Genomic DNA, 15,931 nt, shown 5'->3' with positions numbered 1-15,931 from the left:
TGGAGACCCCGAAAATGTGATTGAACCAATAATGTTACATTATATTCTCAATTTTCATTTTACTCCTCTTTTCTTTTTAAAGCTTTATATATGCTTATATAATCCCCCTTAACAAGAAAAACATATATCATTTTTTCTATAACAGCTGGTGCTAATCATCTTACCCAAAAGCTTAAAGAATAAAGAGAATAATGATTAGGTAAAATGACAGGAATATGTTGATGGTTTCAATTCGGTAGGCGAGTTAAATTTTATAAAAACGTTAAATAATGGAGAGCAGCATATACCTATATGGTATGTAGAATTTGCAGTTTATATATTATAATAGAGACAGACATTTTGTATTCATGTAAAAAGTGCATAATCGAGAACGGTAAGATAGAAATTCAAGGATACAGCCATTCCCTTTTGTTTAAAAATGAAGTTATACGGGGATTTATGCTTACAAAGAAAAGTGCTAATGGTTGTACAAAGCTAAACGATTACTGCTAGTATAAAGATAAGAAAAGTCAACAGCAGGTATTCCTGATGGATACATATTTTACAAATTAGGAAATGGATATTATAAGTGAGGCCCCCCCTGCGTATTGTCCGAGGTTTATTAAACGCTGGTGAATAGTGACCTACAGGAGGAAAAGAATATGAGAAGTTTTCAAAGCCGGATTGCGGAACGTATACTTACACGGCTGAGTAATAAAGACAGTTTTACCGATCCTCAATTATTCAAATCGTTTCTAAAAGAAAAACAAAAAGAAAATGAGAAACCATATGACCTGCCAAAATATATCCAGACAAGGTTCAACATTGAAAAAAAGATGTTTGATGGAATGGAATGGTATATCTTTAATCAAGAAGAGAATCACTCAGGAAAATCCATCCTCTATTTGCATGGAGGCGGTTATATCAAGCAGCCCTCGTTATATCACTGGCATTTTCTTGGGAAAGTAGCAAGAGAAACCAAAGCTAACATATATGTTCCTATTTATCCAAAAGCACCCAATCATCATTATAAAGAGTCTTTCGAAAAAGTGCTTCCAATATACAAATGGATGTTAGAAACAACCGATAGCGATAATATTATTTTGATGGGTGACTCTGCTGGCGGAGGATTTGCATTAGCATTAGCACAATTGCTTTTGGAACAGGGGCTACCACAGCCCCGACATATCATATTAATTTCGCCTTGGCTTGATATTACGATGAAAAATCCAGAAGCTCATGAACTCGAACCTAAAGACCCGATGTTAGGTATCTATGGGCTGATTCAAATGGGAAAGGCATATGCAGGAGGTACTGACCGAGATAATTATTTACTAAGTCCGATAAATGGAGAGATACATGGGATAGGAGAAATTACTTTGTTTATTGGGACACATGAAGTTCTTTTACCAGATGCTAAAAAATTTCAAGAGATGGCTGCATCGCAAGACATCCACATTAATTATTTTGAATATCCGGAAATGAACCATATCTTTGTGCTTTACCCCATTCCAGAGGCCAGAGAAGCAACCAAAGAAATAGTAGATATTATAACAAACAGCTGATGTATTCGCTGCCTAACGTATTCAACTTCCTGTTCAGAAACTGTATCAAGCTGCGACCTTTTCAGGACAGCTTACAACAAAGCAGCCGCTAAAGCGTTGCTTTTCCCGCTTTTCTTTACATAAAACGAATTAAAAGCAAAAATAAAGTAAAATGACAGGTGCGGAAACAATATTACGTATGTAATTCCTAATTTGGTCCGCAGAGATGCCTCACCATTCCCGTGATAAAGATGCTTCACGCCGGAAAAATTTAAATTGGAGCAAATCGTTAAGGAATAAACAGTTCACGACCAATACAGAACAGAACAGCGACAAGCAATGTAACTGTCCAAACCGGCAAACGCTCCCCCAAAGTAATTATGTAATAATTCGAATGTAAGATAATCCCGCCTGAATACAGAGACGGTCATTCCAGAAATATAGAGCAGAACTGGAAGTGGCAAACGATCGTACAGAGGGAGCGTCAGAGCAAAAAAACTGGCAGGCTATATATAAATCCATGCTGGGAAACTTGTTAATAACCTATCCTTTATTTACTAAATAAATCAACACTATTAAAGCTCCAAATATAATGGAAAACCTGAGCCGTTTTGGCACGTTTAAAAACCATTTAGATGCCATTTCCTGACCAAATCCTGCTTTTTTATCATTATTCATTTTACCAACCCTATCTGCTGTAAAAAATCGCCCCTTTTCATTACCGTCAATTTGGGAGTAAAGCGTAATTTCATTCACAAGAAAAGCTATTTATCTTTCTCTGACTGTAATTTATCAATTTTTTCTTCTAATTGACTTATTCTTTTATTTCTTTTGATACACATGACGACGAGCGATACGATTCCTATAACGAGCAAAATAACAAGTAACAAAAAGAGTAATTGAATTATTACGTCTCCCATATTTAATCCGCCTACAGATGCTGACAAAACAAAATTCTCCTTCCCTTCACAAATTTTTCTTTAAAAAGATACTTGCACGTTGTTACCTATTCCGAAAATGTGCCCTGATATGGAACAGGTAATAATGCGCTAAAGATGCATAGTAGTTTATAAACTTCCAAAAATATCCCATATCTAAATAATATAACTTAACCCTGTCTTCTTCAACACCTGTTTTTAAAACGGCTTCATTTTTAATTCGCCAAATAAATCATTTACATTATCCATGTCCTCTTTTTCCCCGTAAAAAATCCGTGTTCGTTTAAAGACATCAAATCGTTGCCTTTCAGACTTCTTAATACCAAAAAACAATTTCAAATTAATACTGCGTCTTCTTCAATCTAATCCTTCCATAAACAAATCAATAATTTCTTTTGTTTCCTCCCACTCTCTGGCTGTCTCTTTTAAATATGCTTTCCCCAACATCGTAATTCTATAATATTTTCGCTTTCCGCCATGAGACACTTTACCATAGTAAGATTCGATTAATCCTTTCTTTTCAAGACGCTGAAAAACGGCATATAGTGTCGCTTCTTTAATCTGAAAACGACTTTCAGTCCGTAAGCTGATTTGCTTTGATATTTCATAACCGTACTGATCATTTTCATAAATCAGACGCAGTATAATCGATTCTAAATGTCCTCGTATAATATCACTTCTAATCATAACATATCCTCCTTATCACATAACCATATCTGGTAGAGTAATAAATCAACTGATTACTCTTCCTGTCAAAGTAATTATATATAAAACAGATTTATCATTTCAAATATCTATAAATATTATTATACCAGATATTAATACATTTAAAAAAATATATGAAACTCATAATTATAATATTGTATTTTCATAAAAGAGTAATTAATTAAATAACCACTCTTTTTACATTAGTAATTTAGTATTGACCTTTTTTAGACTTTTAATGAGATTTTATAAATGAGTGAGGAACAATCTTATAATATGAAAATACTATAAGATAAACAATCCGCACCCTGCTTTTTTTAAAACAAGATGCGAATAATAGAGGATCAAGGGAATTATTGCGAAGCTTTTAGCTGCAGCTGCTTCTCTCTTATCGCTGCTTAGCTATCCCTCCGAAGAAAAGACAGCCAATAAGCAATTGCACATATTACCCCCCAAACAAAAAGCGTAAAGAAAGCAATCCACGGTGACAGTTCGGTCACTTCATAAGCAGGCGTTCCGAGTAAGCTCATGCTCGCTTGATCCGGCAGGAATCGCAGTCCTCCTGGCCATTGTAAAATACCAGTCGCAATAAATATAGGAATCATAATCAAAATGGAAAGTGGTACGATGGCGCTGCGCGTTAATCCCGCAATGCTAAAAGCAATGATAGACATTAGCAAGTAGACCGCTGTCCAGCGTGTGAGATCAATCAAAATGCAGCTCATATCTACATCCGAAAAGATATGAATAATTAATCGTGACGGGATGATAGTAACCAATATTCCGCATAACACCGCCAGTCCCACCGCAACTATTTTTCCTTTCATTAATAGCTGACGATTAGGAACAGTAATTAACGTCATACGATTCTGCCCCTCTTGATATTCACTGCTTGCTGCATAAACAGGCAGAATAAGAAACGCGTAAATAGGAGCAAACATAACAAGACCAAAATCTGCCACTGTAGACGGAGGCATATCATTTCCAGGATAAAAAACAAGACCACTTGTGTCCAATATAGCAAGCCCAAGATTCATAATCGTGGTGATAATGATAAATAGTACGATTGTTGGATGTGAGATAATCTTAGTGAATTCAGATCGAACTACATCCGAGAAAGAAATGACAGTTTGCTCAGAAGCAGCTACCTTCATCGGGCGTCCCTCCGCTTCATTAGAATGAGTGAAACAATTAATACGCCAATAAGCCAGAGGGCTAACACCATCCCTCCCATTAGATTACTCGAACTGAATGGCGGTCCTATCACAGGCATAGCTGGTTCTTGTAATAAAAAATTACGAGCTGCGCTAATTGGTGTCCATGCGTCCACGGCTGGCGCAAATGAAGCAATCGCTTGGGACATGGTCACCCCAATAAATCCACCCATGATTAAAATACCCAAAAGGGTTCGCCGGGTAATAAGCGTGATGCCTAAAGATATCAAGGTAATCGCGACAAGGAAAAAGATACCCCCTGAAATCCGGATAAACACTTCAGGTGACGATAAGATATCTAGCTGCCAATCTTTGACCATAAAGTACGCTGTAACCAGCGATATGATGGCATAAACAATTCCAATGCCAAGTGTATAAAGGATTGTCGCAATAACCTTACTGATAATCATTTGCTTTCGGGAAGGCACTGCAAGCAAACTAATTCCTAATTGGCCAGACTGAAATTCAGCACCCGCAATGACTGCACCAAGTAATGGGAACAGGATTCCAGGATTAAATATTGCTGAACCGATGGTGCTGAAAAAATCTAGTTCTGCTTTGATGGGTCTTCTATACTCCCAGTGCATGCCATTCCCATCTAACGTTTTTAGGTTTCCCAAGAAGCCAGTTCCACTAAAATAATGAAATAAGAGACCGGCACCCAATAAGATAAAGGTGATAATCCAAACGCTTCGCAATGTAATTATTTTTGTGAATTCAGATCGTATTGCTGCTATCATGCTCATCACCAGCTTTCTTCGCTCTTGATACCAGTTAAGGCAAAAAAAGCTTCCTCAAGAGAATCATGATCTGCAACAACCTCTTCCAGCGATCCTGAATCAATAATCTTTCCATTATTGATAATCACAATATCATCCACTATTTTCGACGTTTCGTCCATTAAGTGACTGGAGAGTAACACCGTATTCCCATTTCGTGCATAGTCTTGCAGAAGTCGCCGCACACTCCGGATACCTTCAGGATCTAACCCATTTACAGGCTCATCGAGTATAAGAATTCGGGGCTCTCCAAGTAATGCAGCAGCCAGACCAAGACGCTGTTTCATCCCTAAAGAATACTTTTTCACTCTTGCTTTTGCCGCATTAGAAAGACCCACCATTTCCAGTACTTGAACGATTCTTTCTTTTGGAATACGATTCGATTCAGCTATCCACTTTAGGTGATCAATACCCCGGCGCTCCAGAACAGCCGCAGCACCATCTAGCATCGCACCAACTGTTCGCAATGGCTGACGATGATTAACAAATGGTTTACCTTCAATAAGCGCTGTGCCGCTGGTAGGAAAATCCAAACCGAGTAAAATGCGCAGTGTACTCGATTTCCCTGCTCCGTTAGGCCCTAAAAATCCAGTCACCCGGCCTGGTTGTGCTGTGAACGATACATTTTCAATGGCTGTTTTCTTGCCGTATCGTTTTGTTACATTATTAACTGCAATCGCTTCTGTTCCTGTCCTGCTATTTTTCGCATGCAAATACATCGCTCCCTTTCTTCCAATCGTTTTTTTCATGTACTTCTTTAGTATAGTAGCGAAAAATAAACTGCTGCATTTGACTTCATATACGTCTATTAACAGAAAGATTACAATTCTATAAACAAGGACCAGGTATACAAATACTACTGATTTCAAAAAGTCATTTTTTCACCTTCAAAAAACAGCTGGAAAATATGTTTTTTCCAGCCGCTGATTAATAAAAGTATATTAAACTTTAACGGTACTTTCTTTTACGCCCCCCTCATTCATGCTGCGTTTTTACCAATAATCACGCAGCTGACGGTTACAACAGCAATAATTACGGTATACAAATTAAATACTTCATTCAGAAATAAAAAAGAGAATGTAATCATTAAAAAAGGTTGTAAATATTGCAGTTGACTTACTTTGGAAATTCCGCCGACAGACAATCCTTTATACCAAAATACATACGCCAAAAATTGACTGATTACTGCTAAATAAATAAAGCTCACCCAGCCCGTTATAGGCACAGCTAAGATTTCTTCTGCATGAATAGAACGAATAACAGGTATTAAAAATAAGGGAGCTCCAATAATGACGGACCAAGCTATTGTTTGCCAGCTGCCTATTTCTTTAGCTAATTTAGCCCCCATCGCATAACTCAATCCCAATATAATGACAGATATAATCAACGCCATATCCGCCAAATGGATAGTTCCTAATCCTAAAGTAAATGCATATATAATCACAGATAAAGAAGCGATCGAACTAGCTACCCAAAATTTAAAAGCAGGCCTTTCATTCGCTATAATCATCGCAAAAAATGCTGTGGCCAACGGAAGCAATGCTAGTTCAACTGCCCCGTGAGATACTGGTAAATCTGCCATTGCATAGGTTGTTAACAGCGGGAAAATTAAAACTGCCCCAAACGCAATAATAAAAAGATCTCTGAATTGTTTTTTGGTCGGTACAGGTTGTTTATTGATTATCAAAAATAAGACAGCCAATAGCGAGGCTGGTATTGTTCTGCCAAGTCCAACAAATGTAGAATTAAAATATTGAACCGCTACATTCGTTGCTGGTAATGTGAGGCTGAAACATAGCACTCCAAGCATCCCCCAAACAAAACCCGATAAATGATTACGCTCTTCCATAAATACTGCTCCTTTTCATTGAATTATTGTACCGGTACATATAACATACTAATATAATAATTTTCATCATAAAAGAAGAGTTATCACGATGTGTACCGGTACAAACCTGAGCAGGGAGGTATTTTAATGAATAAATTTGAAAAAGTGGTTCGTTATATTATAAGTTTGATTAAAGAGGAGAAATTAAAACCAAGTGATAAATTGCCCTCGATCAGAGCAATGGCAGAAGAATTTTCCTGCAATAAAAGCACCATTATTAGGGCTTATCAAGAATTGGAGGGTAAACATTATATATACTCCATCAGCAAAAGCGGATATTATGTAATTGAAAGCATGGAACGTGAGGAAGATAACCTTGAAGTTTTTGATTTTTTATCGGCAAGTCCTGATTTGAATGTCATGCCGTATAAAGATTTTCAACATTGTATTAATCAGGCAATAGATATATATAAAAATGAAATATTCTCCTACTCCCCTTTTGAAGGTATTTATAGTTTAAGGTGCGAAATACAAAAATACCTGCAGGATTTTCAAGTTTTCGCAGATGTGAATAATCTATTTATAACCACCGGAGCGCAACAAGCTATTAATTTAGCTGTAAATATGCCCTTGCCTAATAAAAGAACGAATATTCTCGTGGAACAGCCTACATATTATGGCGCCTTGGAGTCTATCAAAAATACCGATTGCAATATCTATGGGCTGGATGTTTCGAAAAATGGTATTGACTTAGAAAGTCTGGAGCATATCTTAAAAAATCATGATATCAAATTATTTTATGTCATAACCAGATTTCAGAATCCCTCCGGCTTCAGTTATTCGAATGAAGATAAAAAAAGAATCCTCGCTTTAATTCAAAAATACGATGTTTACTTAGTTGAAGATGATTATTTAAGCGAATTAGATTTAGATACGAAAGCCGACCCTTTTTATAGCTTCGATGACACAAATAGGGTTATCTATATCAAAAGCTTTTCAAAAGTTTTTCTGCCAGGGATGAGGATTGCTTCAATTATCGTACCTGACAGGATGAAAAATGAGTTTATTAAGTATAAATTTACATCTGATTTTAATAGTCCGGCCATCTCACAGGGAGCTTTTGAAATATACCTTAAAAGCGGTATGTTTCATACTCACATTGAAAAAATAAAAAAGGTATACAAAAACAAGTTAGATATTCTGCTTGAAGCGTGCAAAACATATTTTGATGATTCTATTAAATACAGCAAACCCAATAATGGATTTTTTATTTGTATTTACTTACCTGACAATATCAAGGCGGCATATATAACCAATATACTGAAAGAACAAAGCGTGTACGTTAAAGATTGCTCAGATATGTACCTAGATGATTTTAATAAGGAAAACGCGATAAGAATATGCATTTCAAAAATCGAAGAGAATAAAATAGACAAAGGAATCGAAATTATCTCGAAAGTAATAAAACAGAACCGGAAAAGATTGAACTATATTGCGGATAATATAATGATTCCTTAATCGTTATTTTATTTTTGTCAAGAATTAAAAACCCAGCTAAAAAAACAGCTGGGTTTTCAAAGTGCCTGAATGATGTTCAAATATTTATTATAATCATCACCTTTCCGCGCATGGCAATACAGTTCACGTATATATATCCATCTAAAACGAAACTGGAATTGTAAAATAAAAGGATGTGCCCTTACCCCATTCACTCTCTGCCCAAATCTCACCGCCATGTTTATCAATTATTTTCTTACAGATAGCTAGCCCGAGTCCCGCCCCGCCAAAATGCCTTGATCGGGATTTTTCTGTACGATAAAACTGTTCAAATACAAACGGCAGATCTTTTTGTGTGATACCTGCTCCATTGTCTGTTACAGATACTTTTAGTTTTTGTTTATCCACATTCACTCTAATCGCAATAACCCCTTCTTCACCAACATATCTTTTCGCATTGCTTACTAAATTATCGAAAACCTGGGCGAGCTCGTTTGCATTAACAAGCAGATTCACCTCCGGAAAAGGCTTTATCACTTCTAATTGCATCGGCGCATCCATAAACTCCAGCTTTATTGGATGGATGATTGTTTCCAGCAGTTCTTGGGAATTCCAAACAGAAAAGCTTTCTTCTGCTGCCTTTATATCTAATTGCGAATATTGAAAAAGTGTTTCAATTAAGTGATCCAGATTTTCCGTTTTATTTTTAATTACCGAAATATAGCGTTGAAATCGGTCCTTGTCATGGATAACTCCATCCTGCAAACCTTCTACATAGCCTTTAATCGATGACATCGGCGTGCGTAAATCATGTGAAATACTGGCAATCAAGTTTTTTCGCGCTGTTTCGTGAGCAGCCTCTTTTTCCCGTAATTCTTTTAACTGGTCTTTCATTTCATCAAAAGCACGAGATAAATCACCTATCTCATCATTTTCCCGATAGGAAACAGCAAAATCAAGATTTCCTTCCCTGATATTTCTTGTTGCCTTTCCTAATTCTCCTAGGGGCTTTAAAACATTCCGGGAAATGACCCAGCCAGTAATCAGGGCCCCGATAATAAATGGGATAAGCAGAGCCAGCAAAACCGGAAGAAGCGTGCTAAAGGAAATACGATTGCTTGAGTTGACTCCAGAAAGCAGCGCAACCACTATCGGCAGCACCAGCATCGATGAAAAGGACAAAATCAGCTTCCCTCTTACACCCAGCCTCATTCTTTATCTCCCACAAATTTATAGCCTACGCCCCAGACAGTCTGGATCCATTTAGGGGTGGCAGTATCCTCTTCTATCTTTTGACGGATTTTTTTAATATGGATGGTTACGGTGTTTAAATCGCCATACTCATTGATTCCCCACACGTGATCATAAATTTGCTGGCGGGTCAAAACGTGGTTAGCGCTCTTAGCTAAAAAACGCAGCACCTCAAACTCCTTAGTTGTCAGCTCTATTTGTTTTGCATTTATTTTGACTGTATAAGCATTTATATTAATCTCTATATTATCAAAGGTTAAGACTTCTGTTTTATATTCTGTTGATGCGCTTCCCTCTTTTTCTACCGTTGAAAGCTGATCATATCTTCTTAACTGCGCCTTTACACGAGCAACTACTTCTCTTGGGCTGAACGGTTTCACCACATAATCATCCGCTCCTAACCCCAAACCTAAAACTTTATCTATCTCTGATTTTTTTGCACTCAGCATAATGATAGGGACAGCTGATTCCGCCCTTATCGTCCGGCATACTTCCATTCCGTCTAATCCAGGAAGCATAATATCCAGCACAATCAAATGTGGCCGGTATTCCCGAAAGACCGCAAGGCACTCCTCCCCGTCCGTACTAATCTCAACATCATATTGTTCCTCTTCCAAATAATCTTTGATTAATTCCGCAATCTCCAGCTCATCATCAACGACCAGAACCTTTTTATCCCGCATGACGCAGCCCCTCCTAATCCCGTCTTAAATATTAATAATTATAACAATACATCCTTCTTTTTGATAAAAATAAGACTGCCTATGTAAAAAATGACGATATAAACAAAGATGACTCCTGTATCAAAAAGGATTTCCCGGGATGCTTCCTGGTTGATAAATAAAGCAGGAAATGCGTTCATGATATGGACAATGGAATAAGCGGTAATCTCTCCATTTAATAAAGGGGCAAATATAAATAAAGCCAATGCTGTACCGATGGTTATTCCAACATTCAGTGATAATAACGCAATAAACATGAGCAGCATAGCAAAACCAAATACAGGCAGAATATAAGCAAACGCAGCTGTGTAGGTAAGCACGATCCCCTCTCCACCATAGATAGACGCCCCCTCTGAAAAAAGCGGTTCTCCTTGAACCACCAGCTGCTCGCCCCAGCCTAAGAAAAAGAAGCCTGTACCGTAAGCGGTGAGGGTGGTAAAAACAACCATAAAACAGATACAGACCAATACGCCGGCTGACTTTGCTATTAAAAATTGGATACGAGTAACAGGGCGTAATAATACCAGTTTAAAGGTGCCACGCTTATATTCTTCCGCTATCGATTCCGCAATAAAAATAGCCTGGAACATGATGATAAAAAGGGAGGATTCGGCTAGCGCCTCCAGCGGATACGACTGTCCGTTCAATAGATAAGCAGCTTGCTCTCCCCTGTCCGCCTGATACTGTAATATATTTACCAGCTGAACGGCAATCATAACCCCCATAAACAAATAGAGTTTTTTTGTTTAAAGAATTTGTAGATTTCATTCTTGATTAAACCTGTCATTTAATTCCCTCCACGCTTCCCATTAAATCAATTAATATAAGATTTCTTTCTTTTTAAATAACCAGAAGGATAATCCTGCAAATAAAACTCCGTATATGAGGACAACTCCAATATTTTGCAGTATTCCAGACCAACCCTGTATCTGCATCAACTCTTCAGGAAAATACATTAAATGATGCGCTAAGGAATACGGAGCAATAGCTGAGACACCATTTAAATTTAATCCAACCGTAATCAGGACCAGCGATATAATAATCGCCGTACTCATATTTTTAACTAAAACGGCAATAAAGCCCGCAAATATTCCGTACGCCATCGTCGGCAGCATAAATAAAGCATATACCCCTACGGTTACACCAATTCCTTTCATTGGCGGATAACTGACTCCCAAGTACTCTGTCACCTCTCCCCAGCCGATAAAATAAACTCCTAATGTATAGGATAAAATCAAAAAGAGAACCGTTGAAACAATAATAAATGCAAACAAAGCCATTAGCTTTGCCGATAACAGCTGCCATCGCGCAATCGGGCGCTGCAGGGATAATTTTAATGTTCCATTTCGGTAATCATTACTGATACAATCCGCTATCACGATTGGAATAAAAATAATCATAAATTGAGAGAAAATCTGGATCATCGATAGCGGAACAGATTGACCATAATAAAAATCCCAAACCGTCATTTCCGAACCACCTGGTTGATAATCATATAAATTCAAAAAGGTGATTCCCAGCATAACTGCTGCAAACACATAGATTTTTTTCATTTTAAAAAGTTTATATAACTCATTTTTTAATAAGCCCATTAATGTTGACCCCCGCTGGTTATGTTAAAGAAGGCTTCTTCCAAGGAATGAGTTTCGCTATCATTAATCAGCTCACTGACATCGCCTTCTGCAAGAAGTTTTCCGTCATTAAGAATCCCAACACGGTTACAAATTTGGCTAACTTCGTGCAGTAAATGGCTCGAAATAAAGAAAGTAATCTCTTTTTTCGAAGAAAGCTGCAGAATCATTTCTTTGATTTCTATCATCCCTTGTGGGTCCAGTCCATTTGTCGGTTCATCGAGAATAATTAATTGCGGATCATTTAAAAGCGCATTGGCAATCCCCAAACGCTGCTTCATCCCTAGTGAATAAGCAGCAACTTTATCCTTTGCTCTCCGTGTCAGCCCGACGAGTTCTAACACTTCATTTATTTTCTCTTTACCAATACCAGGGATTAAATTGACCATCAGTGACAGGTTCTCATACCCGGAAAGATAATCATAAAAGACAGGATTCTCTACAATCGCTCCGATTTGTGAAATTGCCTGTTTAAAATCTCCCCTTAGATTCAAGCCATTAATGACAACCTCTCCCGAATCAGGAAAAATCAAGCCGGTCAACATTCGGATCGTTGTTGTTTTGCCTTGTCCATTTCTGCCCAGAAATCCATATACATCCCCTTTTTTTATATTAAGATTTAAGTTATCAATGATTGTTTTCCCTTGAAATGATTTCGTCAGTTTATGTGTTTCTAATAATGTTTCAGCAGCCATTTTATTATTTCCTTTCTGTTGTTTTATCGTTATATTATCAAGTATAGATGCCAAAAATAAACTGCCGCATTTGAATTAATAAACAAGAGATAACAAATAGATTACATTGTTAAAACTCCAGCAAAAGAAACCTAACTCAGAATGAATACATCTCCTAGGCAGGGAGTGAAATAGAAAATAATAAACCTTTAATTATTTTTTTGCTATCAAGGAGGGTTGCCCAGAAAACAATAACTCAAAAGACTTTCCCCCAAAAACCACACTGCTATCAGGGTTCATTATCCAATCTAAATATTTGACAAAAAATTTTATTTATGCTATAATTTACTTTTATTATCTTTAATTATATAATAGGGTTCCCTTGGCCAGGGGACCCTTTTTTGCGTTCTAAATATCCTTACAGGAAAGGTGATACGTTATGGATTTATCCGATATGTTGAATTCCATCCAATTATCGCAGAATTCTAATGCAGTGATGGAACTTGTTCGTTTAAATGAGAAAACGAAAGAATGGGGCCTGATTCTGACGCCAGACGATGCAAAAACGCTGGTAGTGTCCAGAAATAAAGTGTTGCGGGATCATGCGAGAGTTGAGCTGAGCATCGGCGTGTTAAAAGAGCTAATTGAGGTATTTTCTACTTCTCCTTATATGGATCAAGAACATTATGTTGATACGCTGAACGAACTTCAAGAGATCTTTTATTATCTTAGGAATGAAACCGAAGATAAGTTTAGCGATGCAAAGCTTATTCAACTGATGAATGAGTTTTATAACGGGTCTTGTGCAGGGTCTATCGAATTGTTAAGAAGTAAAATGGAGGAACTTGCAGAGAATTTCAGAAGAAATATAGCACTTCCCAATTCTTTATTCAAAGGGGATGATTAACGCATGGAATCAGATGACAAATCAGCTCGTTTCCGGCATATTTCTAATAGAATAATTGACCGATCGCGGTTAATACGAAATCAATACACCTTGACCCTGCTGCAAGAAGGTCAGCGGTCAGCTATCATCTCCAGTCAAAAAGCTTACCAGATACAAGCAGAGATGATGCAGGTTCTGCAGCAATTGATTCTGCAGCATACTCAAGGCGAAAGTACATCAGTGACAATGGAAACAGCAGAAGGAATCATGACCTCTCTGCTTTATGCTATCGATGCTTACGCCCTTCAATGTAAGCATCCTGAAGAAGCGCTTGCTCATTTAAATATGAAAAACATAAAAGATATACATTCTAAAGGAGTTGAATTACTACGTCACTATTTTGAAGAGACGAAAAAAATATATCAAGAAGTGAAAAAGATAAAATTAGATGTGCCCGTCGATGCTTACAATACGACTATCGATGAATCATTACCTCTATTTTTGCAGCACTATGATATTATTTTTGAAGCTCAAAATACCATGGCGAGCATTGATTATCCTTTAGCCATAGACGATATGCGGCTCCAAGGCGTTTTCTATATAAAGCAGTATGTAGAACGTTTACGAATGGAGACAGAATTCTGCCATTTTTTTAGTCATCAGGATGTCATGTATATCTTAATAAATTACGGGAAAATAAGCCGATTTCAATATCAAATTGAATTATTCAATATATTTGAGTTAATGATAAACAATGTTGTTTTTTCACTGCTATCTGGGGGAAAGCCTAATAATGTTCGACTTTCGGAAGTTCAATTTGAACAGTTAAATCGAAAATTAATAACCTCCCCTACTGATCAAAGGACGCAGCTGATTCATGAAGCAGTCAATCAATTGCAAAAATCTCTGCAAACGGATCAAGCACTTACAGATTACATCAATTTGTACCGGGATGAATTGATGCAAAGGGTGAATCACGCTGCAAAAATCGGCAGCTTCGAAAAACTTATCATCAGAGAAATAAAAGAAACCGAAAAAACAATGGAATTCAAGTTAAATGAGAATGATCGGATGAGTGATATGGACTTACGCAGCCTGGTAGATCGTATCTTAGAAATTGACAATATTGAAGAAAAAGTACAACTTATCCGGAATAATTTTGTTTCACTGCATGATTATCTGGATCTTCTCCATGCTGAATGTCTGTTTAATGGTGATTATGAAGCGCTTTTTAAAACTTTTGGAGATATCGAGCTAGCTATTTTAGCCAAAATTGTTTTTTATGAGGAGTTACGGGAAGGTACTCATGAATTCTCCAATATGGTTGCTGACGGCGTTGAAACAGAGAATGAATGGGAAATGTACTATATTGCGTTCTTGCAGCAATTGGATGAAACGCGAATTAGAGTTATTGGAAACCTTATTTATAAAATCGATTATGAGGATATATCATTTGATTAGACAGGAATCATGGAAATGAGCTAGCCTCAGTAATTCACAGGGGCGGCGTCCGTAAATCTCCCTACTATATAAATTTAATTTTAAAACAGAAGATTTACGGACGCTTCTCCTTGAAAAATCATACTTTTGAAAATAGCCATGAAGATTATTTATGTTTTGATAGTCCGTTCTTGTTTCTAACGAGAAACTGGTTTCCTTAATAACAGCGAATACGCCGCCCAATTCCCATTAAAACCCGCTTCATAAAATCCTGCTTTATCGGCAAGCTTTGAAACCTCTTCTCTCCTCTGAAAATGTGGATCAAATATGGTCTCCGCTACCGTCAGGATACCACCTGGCTTTAAAATATTAAAAATTTCTTCCAATGCTGCTTGCCGATCTGGTATTTCCCCTAAGACATTGACAAGCAAGACATGATCACAAGGTGATTGCCGCAGTTGACCCAAACCAATTTTTCCCTGCACCAATTCAATATTCTTTAAATTTCTTCTTTGCACTTTTTTTTCTACCCTTTGTAACATTTCATCCTGAATATCTAACGCAGTTATTTTTCCGTTGAAGCCAACACGTTCTGCTGCTGGAATCGTCACCCTCCCAGGTCCGCACCCTAAATCAATCACATGCATTCCCGGCTGTATGCCAGATTGCTCAATAATTTCATTCGCTTTATTCGGTTTGGTAAAGGGATTATCCAGTTCCACCAGCCAACGCAGCCAGAATGGACAAGGAATTTCACGTTTTCGCGAAGCAAACCTCCAGGCATAGAAGATGCTAATGCTCATAGGAACCATTGCGAAAATAATCATTTTAAGCATTTTTGTC

General features: G+C 37.3%; 17 protein-coding genes. 4 read left to right on the top strand and 13 right to left on the bottom strand.

The annotated features are described in order from the left end of the window. Positions 1-641 precede the first annotated feature (641 nt). Complete coding sequence (locus BN997_RS16760) at positions 642-1,544, top strand: alpha/beta hydrolase fold domain-containing protein (protein WP_042533920.1); 903 nt, start codon at positions 642-644, stop codon at positions 1,542-1,544. Between the two features lie 522 nt (positions 1,545-2,066). On the opposite strand, the gene BN997_RS22985 is transcribed toward BN997_RS16760, so the two are convergent. The 7 genes from BN997_RS22985 to BN997_RS16730 all read right to left on the bottom strand — a co-directional run bounded on the left by BN997_RS22985 (position 2,067) and on the right by BN997_RS16730 (position 7,008). Next, positions 2,067-2,279: a hypothetical protein gene (locus tag BN997_RS22985; RefSeq protein ID WP_139089130.1), complete on the bottom strand. Its 213-nt coding sequence runs from the start codon at positions 2,277-2,279 to the stop codon at positions 2,067-2,069. 8 nt (positions 2,280-2,287) lie between these two features. Then, the gene (locus BN997_RS16755) at positions 2,288-2,470 is read right to left on the bottom strand and encodes a hypothetical protein (protein WP_042533918.1); all 183 of its coding nucleotides are present in this window, start codon (positions 2,468-2,470) and stop codon (positions 2,288-2,290) included. A gap of 348 nt (positions 2,471-2,818) precedes the next feature. Beyond that, positions 2,819-3,148 carry a PadR family transcriptional regulator gene (locus BN997_RS16750; RefSeq protein ID WP_042533916.1) on the bottom strand — a complete coding sequence of 110 codons (330 nt, stop codon included), beginning with the start codon at positions 3,146-3,148 and terminating at the stop codon, positions 2,819-2,821. Positions 3,149-3,564: 416 nt separating this feature from the next. After that, the gene (locus BN997_RS16745; protein WP_042533914.1) at positions 3,565-4,320 is read right to left on the bottom strand and encodes an ABC transporter permease family protein; all 756 of its coding nucleotides are present in this window, start codon (positions 4,318-4,320) and stop codon (positions 3,565-3,567) included. Then, positions 4,317-5,120, bottom strand: a complete 804-nt coding sequence (locus BN997_RS16740; protein WP_042536227.1) for a hypothetical protein — start codon at positions 5,118-5,120, stop codon at positions 4,317-4,319. Before BN997_RS16740 ends, BN997_RS16745 begins: the two co-directional genes overlap by 4 nt. 5 nt (positions 5,121-5,125) lie before the next feature. Continuing rightward, positions 5,126-5,908 carry an ABC transporter ATP-binding protein gene (locus tag BN997_RS16735; protein WP_244882396.1) on the bottom strand — a complete coding sequence of 261 codons (783 nt, stop codon included), beginning with the start codon at positions 5,906-5,908 and terminating at the stop codon, positions 5,126-5,128. Between the two features lie 230 nt (positions 5,909-6,138). Then, a complete protein-coding gene (locus BN997_RS16730) occupies positions 6,139-7,008 on the bottom strand; it encodes a DMT family transporter (protein ID WP_042533912.1) in 870 nt (289 codons plus the stop codon). Positions 7,009-7,134: 126 nt separating this feature from the next. On the opposite strand from BN997_RS16730, the gene BN997_RS16725 reads away from it, so the two are divergent. Continuing rightward, positions 7,135-8,505: an aminotransferase-like domain-containing protein gene (locus tag BN997_RS16725; protein WP_042533910.1), complete on the top strand. Its 1,371-nt coding sequence runs from the start codon at positions 7,135-7,137 to the stop codon at positions 8,503-8,505. Between the two features lie 141 nt (positions 8,506-8,646). Here the strand turns inward: BN997_RS16725 and BN997_RS16720 are convergent, their stop codons facing one another. The 5 genes from BN997_RS16720 to BN997_RS16700 all read right to left on the bottom strand — a co-directional run bounded on the left by BN997_RS16720 (position 8,647) and on the right by BN997_RS16700 (position 12,783). Beyond that, positions 8,647-9,696: a sensor histidine kinase gene (locus BN997_RS16720; RefSeq protein WP_042533908.1), complete on the bottom strand. Its 1,050-nt coding sequence runs from the start codon at positions 9,694-9,696 to the stop codon at positions 8,647-8,649. Then, positions 9,693-10,418: a response regulator transcription factor gene (locus BN997_RS16715; protein ID WP_042533906.1), complete on the bottom strand. Its 726-nt coding sequence runs from the start codon at positions 10,416-10,418 to the stop codon at positions 9,693-9,695. Before BN997_RS16715 ends, BN997_RS16720 begins: the two co-directional genes overlap by 4 nt. A gap of 38 nt (positions 10,419-10,456) precedes the next feature. Next, a complete protein-coding gene (locus BN997_RS16710) occupies positions 10,457-11,173 on the bottom strand; it encodes an ABC transporter permease subunit (protein WP_042533904.1) in 717 nt (238 codons plus the stop codon). A gap of 102 nt (positions 11,174-11,275) precedes the next feature. Beyond that, positions 11,276-12,049, bottom strand: coding sequence for an ABC transporter permease (locus tag BN997_RS16705; RefSeq protein ID WP_042533902.1), 774 nt, complete (start codon positions 12,047-12,049; stop codon positions 11,276-11,278). Beyond that, positions 12,049-12,783: an ABC transporter ATP-binding protein gene (locus tag BN997_RS16700; RefSeq protein ID WP_042533900.1), complete on the bottom strand. Its 735-nt coding sequence runs from the start codon at positions 12,781-12,783 to the stop codon at positions 12,049-12,051. Before BN997_RS16700 ends, BN997_RS16705 begins: the two co-directional genes overlap by 1 nt. 418 nt (positions 12,784-13,201) lie before the next feature. Here BN997_RS16700 and BN997_RS16695 point away from each other — a divergent pair, with 418 nt between their 5' ends. Both BN997_RS16695 and BN997_RS16690 read left to right on the top strand, forming a co-directional pair. Then, positions 13,202-13,669, top strand: coding sequence for a DUF6323 family protein (locus tag BN997_RS16695; protein ID WP_042533897.1), 468 nt, complete (start codon positions 13,202-13,204; stop codon positions 13,667-13,669). Between the two features lie 3 nt (positions 13,670-13,672). Continuing rightward, the gene (locus tag BN997_RS16690) at positions 13,673-15,109 is read left to right on the top strand and encodes a DUF6179 domain-containing protein (RefSeq protein ID WP_042533895.1); all 1,437 of its coding nucleotides are present in this window, start codon (positions 13,673-13,675) and stop codon (positions 15,107-15,109) included. Positions 15,110-15,285: 176 nt separating this feature from the next. Here the strand turns inward: BN997_RS16690 and BN997_RS16685 are convergent, their stop codons facing one another. Continuing rightward, complete coding sequence (locus BN997_RS16685; RefSeq protein WP_217492003.1) at positions 15,286-15,924, bottom strand: class I SAM-dependent methyltransferase; 639 nt, start codon at positions 15,922-15,924, stop codon at positions 15,286-15,288. Between the last annotated feature and the right edge of the window lie 7 nt (positions 15,925-15,931).

Source organism: Oceanobacillus oncorhynchi (assembly GCF_000821065.1).
GTDB classification, from domain to species: Bacteria; Bacillota; Bacilli; order Bacillales; family Amphibacillaceae; genus Oceanobacillus; species Oceanobacillus oncorhynchi.
This window is presented reverse-complemented; position numbering and strand designations above follow the sequence as displayed.